This window comes from Flavonifractor sp. (assembly GCF_019422385.1).
In the GTDB taxonomy this organism is placed as follows: Bacteria; Bacillota; Clostridia; order Oscillospirales; family Oscillospiraceae; genus Flavonifractor; species Flavonifractor avistercoris.
Window position 1 is genome coordinate 1 of record NZ_JAHZDL010000118.1, and the last position, 6,168, is coordinate 6,168.

The 6,168-nt window shown below is 68.8% G+C and carries 6 protein-coding genes; all 6 read left to right on the forward strand.

Translation table 11 applies throughout. From position 1 onward, the window contains the following. The first annotated feature begins 641 nt into the window (after positions 1-641). On the forward strand, positions 642-1,715 hold the full coding sequence (aroB, locus tag QZ378_RS11885; protein ID WP_291258419.1) for a 3-dehydroquinate synthase: 1,074 nt from the start codon (positions 642-644) through the stop codon (positions 1,713-1,715). Next, positions 1,712-2,938, forward strand: coding sequence for a 3-phosphoshikimate 1-carboxyvinyltransferase (gene aroA / locus QZ378_RS11890; protein ID WP_291258420.1), 1,227 nt, complete (start codon positions 1,712-1,714; stop codon positions 2,936-2,938). The genes aroB and aroA overlap by 4 nt, the downstream gene beginning before the upstream one ends. Positions 2,939-3,021: 83 nt before the next feature. After that, positions 3,022-4,056 carry a chorismate synthase gene (aroC, locus tag QZ378_RS11895; protein WP_366935208.1) on the forward strand — a complete coding sequence of 345 codons (1,035 nt, stop codon included), beginning with the start codon at positions 3,022-3,024 and terminating at the stop codon, positions 4,054-4,056. 93 nt (positions 4,057-4,149) lie between these two features. Further along, the gene (locus QZ378_RS11900; protein ID WP_191529618.1) at positions 4,150-5,307 is read left to right on the forward strand and encodes a bifunctional chorismate mutase/prephenate dehydratase; all 1,158 of its coding nucleotides are present in this window, start codon (positions 4,150-4,152) and stop codon (positions 5,305-5,307) included. Then, complete coding sequence (locus QZ378_RS11905) at positions 5,304-5,810, forward strand: shikimate kinase (protein ID WP_191380254.1); 507 nt, start codon at positions 5,304-5,306, stop codon at positions 5,808-5,810. Before QZ378_RS11900 ends, QZ378_RS11905 begins: the two co-directional genes overlap by 4 nt. After that, positions 5,807-6,168: type II 3-dehydroquinate dehydratase (gene aroQ, locus QZ378_RS11910; protein ID WP_291258422.1), on the forward strand; the 362-nt coding region annotated here is incomplete at its 3' end. The genes QZ378_RS11905 and aroQ, both read left to right, overlap by 4 nt.

Consider the following 6,168-nt stretch of genomic DNA (forward strand, 5'->3'; position numbering starts at 1 on the left):
ACAACGACCCCGCCCACGCCAAGTGCGACGGCCAGCAGTCCCTCACCCCCCAGAAGTTCGACGCCCTCATGCACAAGGTGTCCGCCATGGTTGACCTGGTGGGGAAAACTCTGGTAAAATAAAAAGAAGCGCGGAGCCGTCGTGAGCAGCCCGGATGGACTGGAGCGACGGGTACAAACCAGGCCAGTTCGCAAACTGGCCGTTTGTGCCCGGAGTCGGAGGGAAGCCGGGCGTCGCGAACAGGCGGAGCGTGACAGCGAAGAAGCGCGGAGGGTAGGCGCATAGGGGAGCTAAGGCAGGGCGCAGACGAAAAAACAGGCGACGGGCGCAGCCCGGAGCGGCATTTTTCGCGGAGCCCGGACTTAGCGACCCGGCCATGCGCCCAACCCGGAGCGTGACAGGAAGCCCGGAGCCGTCGTGAGCAGCGGAGAAGCCCGGAGCCGCAGCCCATCCGCAGCGCCATGCCCTGTAGGGGCGGATAGCATCCGCCCGCCCTCGAAACCACGGGGCGGCATCCGGGGAAATGGCGGGTCGGCCAGGGGGCCGACCCCTACGGCAATCCAGAAGCCTGGATGTAGGGGCCGCCGCCCTCGGCGGCCCGTTTCACCCCGCACAAAAACCATCGCAAGGGAGAAGTGCCCATGAAAACCCTCACCGTGGCCCTGCCGGGCCGGTCTTACGATATTCTCATAGAGCGTGGCCTGCTGGCCCAGGCCGGGGCGCACTGCCGGAAGGTGCTGCCCCGGGCGGAGCGCCTGTTTGTGGTCACCGACTCCAACGTGGGCCCGCTGTACCTGGACCGGGTGCGCGCCGGCCTGGAGGGGGCCGGATTCCAGGTGACCGCCCACACCGTCCCCGCCGGGGAGGGCACCAAGTGCGCGGCGCGGCTGTCTGAGCTGTGGGAGGCCATGATGGCCGCCGGGCTCACCCGCACCGACGCGGTGGTGGCCCTGGGCGGCGGCGTGGTGGGGGATCTGGCGGGCTTCGCCGCCGCCACCGTCCTGCGGGGGGTGGACTTCGTGCAGATGCCCACCACCCTGCTCGCCCAGGTGGACTCCTCCGTGGGGGGCAAGGTTGCCATCGACCTCCACCACGGCAAGAACCTGGCCGGGGCGTTTTGGCAGCCCAAACTGGTGCTCATGGATCCCGACGCCCTGGATACCCTGGACGACCAGACCTTCGCCGACGGCATGGCGGAGGTGGTGAAGTACGGCTGCATCAAGGACGCCGCCTTCTTCGACTTCCTGGAAGCCCGCCCGTCGAGAGGGGAATTGATGGCGGAAATCGAACACATTTTGTATACCTGCTGCGATATAAAACGCGGCGTAGTGGAACGGGACGAGCGGGACACCGGGGAGCGGATGCTCCTGAACTTCGGCCACACCCTGGGCCACGCCTACGAGCTGGCGGGACGCTACGAGACGTGGAGCCACGGCCAGGCGGTGGCCGCCGGCATGTGCGCCGCCGCAAAGCTGGGGGTCAGGCTGGGGGTGACCCCGCCGGAGATCCCCGCCCGGCTGGAGGGAGTGCTGTCCGCCCTGGGCCTGCCCACCGCCATCTCCTGCACCGCGGGGGACTACGCCGCTGCCGTGGGGCTGGACAAGAAGGGTGCGGGGGACAGCATCTCGGTGATCCTGCTGGACAAGCTGGGCCGCGCCGTGCCCCACCGGATGCCCAAGGCGGAGCTGCTGGCGCAATTGGAGGAACTGCAATGAATGTGACCATCACACCCACCCTGTTAAGGGGGACGATTACGCCGCCCCCCTCCAAAAGCCAGGCCCACCGGCTGATTATCGCCGCCGCCCTGTCCGACGGGGTGTGCCGCCTGTCCAATGTGGAGCTGTCCCAGGACATCCAGGCCACCCTCCGGTGCATGCGCACCCTGAACGCCGACGCCGCCTCCGACGGCACGGTGATCCGGGGCTGCAATCTGGTGGACGGCTTCGAGGTGCCGCCGCCGGAAGTCATGGACTGCGGAGAGTCCGGCTCCACCCTGCGCTTTCTCATCCCCGTGGCCCTGGCCCTCCAGGGGGGCGGGAAGTTCACCGGCCACGGCCGCCTCATGGAGCGGCCCCAGGGCCCCTACTTCGACCTGTTCCGGGAGAAGGGGATCGCCTGGTCCCTGGAGGACGGGGTGCTCACCGTCTCCGGGAGGCTCACCCCCGGGGAGTACGCCCTGCCCGGCGACGTGTCCTCCCAGTTCGTCACCGGCCTGCTCTATGCCCTCCCCCTGCTGGAGGGGGACAGCGAGATTCAGCTCACCACCGGCCTGGAGAGCCGGGGATATGTGGACATGACCCTGGACGCCCTGGCACAGTTTGGGGTGTCCGTGGATTACGACGGCGACCGGCGCTTTCGGGTGCCGGGGAACCAGGTCTATCAGCACCGGGATCTGGCCATTGAGGCCGACTGGTCTAACGCCGCCTTCTGGTACGCCGCCCGGCTGCTGGGCTGTCAGGTGGAGGCGGCGGGCCTCAACCCGGCCTCCGTTCAGGGCGACCGGGTGATCGCGGCCTTCTGTAACCGCCTGCGGGAGTCCGGGCCTGTGGAACTGGACGTATCCCAATGCCCCGATCTGGTGCCCCCCCTGGCGGCCATGGCCGCCCTGCGGGACAGGGAGACCACCCGCATCGGCAACGCCGCCCGGCTGCGGATGAAGGAGAGCGACCGGCTCTCCACCGTGACGGAGGTGCTCACCGCCCTGGGGGCGGACATCGAGGAGCAGGCGGACGCCCTGGTGATCCAGGGGAAGGCGAAGCTGCCCGGCGGCGTCACCGTCTCCGGCCACAACGACCACCGCATCGCCATGATGGCCGCCATCGCCGCCACCCGGTGTGAGAAGCCCGTCACCGTCACCGGCGCGGAGTGCGTGAAGAAGTCCTATCCCCGGTTCTGGGAGGATTACGAGAGACTGGGCGGGCGGCTGACGCGGGCGTGATCCGTCGGCGGGGGCAAGCCCCCGCCCTACTGCGTGAGATTGAGACAAGGACGCGTTCCAGGGAGGAAACCTGTATGAGACACATGATTTTCGGCGAGTCCCACGGCCCGGCCATCGGCGTGGTGGTGGAGGGGGTACCCGCCGGGCTGGAGCTGGAGCTGGAGGCGGTGCAGAGAGAGCTGAACCGCCGCAGGCCCGGCCAGGGCCCCACGACAACCGCCCGGAAGGAGAGCGACCTGGTGGAGGTGCTCTCCGGCGTGTTTGAGGGCAAGACCACCGGCGCCCCCCTGGCCATGGTGATCCGCAACGCCGACCAGCACTCCCAGGACTACGAGTCCATCCGCTACACCCCCCGCCCCAGCCACGGGGACTACGCGGGCTTTATCAGGAGCCAGGGGTGCCAGGACTACCGGGGGGGCGGCCACTTTTCCGGCCGCCTCACCGCCCCTCTGGTGGCCGCCGGTGCGGTGGCCAAGCAGGTGCTGGCCCGGCATGGCGTGTGGGTGGGGGCCCACATCAGCTCCATCTATGGCATTTCGGATGCCTCCCTGGAGGACGAGGAGTCCCTGAGGGCCGTGGCCGCCAAGTCCTTCCCCGTGCTGGACGACGCCAAGGGGGAGGAGATGCGCCAGGCCATTCTGGAGGCGAAGAACGAGGGGGACAGCGTGGGCGGCGCCGTGGAGTGCGCCGTGTTCGGCCTGCCCGCCGGGCTGGGGGCCCCCGACTTCGGCTGCAACGTGGAGGGCATCTTCGCCCAGTACCTCTTCGCCGTCCCCGCCGTCAAGGGGGTGGACTTCGGCGCCGGGGTGGCCTTCTCCCTCATGCGGGGCAGCGAGGCCAACGACCCCTTCGAGGTGCGGGACGGCAAGGTGGTCACCAAGACCAACCATGCCGGCGGTGTCAACGGCGGCATCACCAACGGCATGCCCGTCACCTTTGAGGCCACCATCCGCCCCACCCCCTCCATCGCCCTGCCCCAGGAGAGCGTGGATCTCCGCACCGGCGAGGAGACGGAGATCGAGATCCACGGCCGGCATGATCCCTGCATCGTGCCCCGGGCCGTGCCGGTGATCGAGGCGGCGGCGGCCCTGGCGGCCTGCGCCGTGCTTGGAATTTAGCGGAGGTGCGGCTGGTCGTGGCGGCCAAACCCCGCCGACGGCAGATTCGTAGGGGCGGATATCATCCGCCCGATCAATCGAGGAGTGGAGCCCATGAACGAACTGGAACAGTACCGCCGGGAGATCGACCGCATCGACGGGGAGCTGGTGAAGCTCTTTCTGGAGCGGATGGCCGTCACCGGTCAGGTGGGGGAATATAAGCGGGCCAACGGCATTCCGGTGCTGGACGCCAGCCGGGAGAAGCAGGTGATCGCCGCCAAGACGGCCCTCACCGACGACCCGGCCCGCAAGGCGGATCTGGCGGCCCTCTACGAGAGCATCATGGCTATCTCCCGGCGGCAGCAGCGCCACCTGGTGCGGGAGGGGGACAGCGACCCGGGCTATGCCGCCTGGGCCGCCGCCATGAAAAACCGGCGGGAGCCGGTGCCCGGCCCCCGGGTGGTGTACCAGGGGGAGCCGGGGTGCTACAGTGAGGAGGCCGCCGCGGGCTTCTTCGGCCCGGAGGTGGACAGCCGGGGCCTGGCCTGGTTCCCCGACGTGTTCGCCGCCCTGGAGCGGGGGGAGGCTGACTACGCCGTCCTGCCGGTGGAGAACTCCTCCACCGGCTCCATCCGGCAGGTGTACGACCTGCTCTCCCAGTACAACTACTACATCGTGGGGGAGTGCCAGGTGGAGGTGCGCCACTGCCTCATGGCCCTGCCCGGCGTGAAGCTGGAGGACATCAAAACCGTTTATTCCCACGAGCAGGGGCTGATGCAGAGCGAGAAGTACCTGGACGAGCACCGGGACTGGCACCGGGTGCCCACCCTGGACACGGCGGGCTCCGCCAAGCAGGTGGCCGGGAGCGGCGACCGCACCGCCGCCGCCATCTGCTCCCGCCGGGCGGCGGAGATCTACGGCCTGCACATCCTGGCCGAGGGGGTCAACTACAACGCCATGAACCACACCCGGTTCGTGGTGGTGTCCCCCGTCCTGGAGCTGCGGCCGGAGCGGAACAAGATCAGCGCCATGTTCCGCCTGCCCCACCAGAGCGGCTCCCTCCACGAGATCCTCACCATCTTCGCCGTCCAGGGGCTCAACCTGCTGAAGATCGAGTCCCGGCCCATCCCCGGCCGGGGGTGGGAGTACCTGTTCTTCCTGGACTTCACCGGCGACGTGGCCGCCCCGGAGCTGGACGGCGTGCTCCACGAGCTGGGGCAGCTGGCCGCCGAGTTCCGCATTCTGGGCAACTTCCGGGGGTATGAGCCGTGAAAAACATTGTGCTGATCGGCATGATGGGCTGCGGCAAGTCCACGGTGGGCCGTCTGGCGGCGGAAAAGCTGGGCATGGCCTTCGTGGACACCGACGAGCGCATCGAGGGGGACACGGGCCGCGCCATCCCGGAGATCTTCGCCCAGGAGGGGGAGGACGGCTTCCGGGAGCACGAGCTGGCGGTCAGCCGGGCGCTGGCCCGGGAGCAGGGGCTGGTGATCGCCTGCGGCGGCGGCCTGCCCACCCGGCCGGACGCCATCGCCTCCTTAAAATCCAGCGGCGCGGTGTTCTGGATCAACCGGGATCCCGGGGTGATCTACGACACCGTGTCCATGGCCCACCGGCCCCTGGGGCAGGGGGGAAAAGAGGATTTTCTGGAGCGGTTCCGCCAGCGGGAGCCCGTCTACCGCCGGTGGGCCGACTACATCATTGAGGGCCACAGCCTGGCCGCCGAGGCGGCGGAGCGGGTGGCGGAGATCTACGAAAGGGAGTGCCGGGCGTGAAATTCCTGATTATCAACGGCCCCAACCTGAACCTGCTGGGCAAGCGGGAGCCGGGCATCTACGGGGAGAACAACTATGAGAGCCTGTGCGCGCGGCTGAGAGACTTCGCCGCCGCCCACGGCGCCTCGGCGGAGTGCTTCCAGTCCAACCACGAGGGGGCCGTCATCGACGCCATCCACGCCGCCGACGGGGTGTACGACGCCATCGTCATGAACCCCGGGGCCTTCACCCACTACAGCTACGCCATCCTGGACGCCCTCAAGGCGGTGGACGTGCCCTGCATCGAGGTGCACATATCCAATGTCCACCAGCGGGAGGAGTTCCGGCACAGGAGCGTCACCGCCCCCGCCTGCGTGGG

Coding starts and splice junctions, on each gene's coding strand:
- aroA (WP_291258420.1), top strand. CDS start 1,712: ATGAATGTGACCATCACACCCACCCTGTTAAGGGGGACGATTACGCCG.
- aroC (WP_366935208.1), top strand. CDS start 3,022: ATGATTTTCGGCGAGTCCCACGGCCCGGCCATCGGCGTGGTGGTGGAG.
- QZ378_RS11900 (WP_191529618.1), top strand. CDS start 4,150: ATGAACGAACTGGAACAGTACCGCCGGGAGATCGACCGCATCGACGGG.
- aroB (WP_291258419.1), top strand. CDS start 642: ATGAAAACCCTCACCGTGGCCCTGCCGGGCCGGTCTTACGATATTCTC.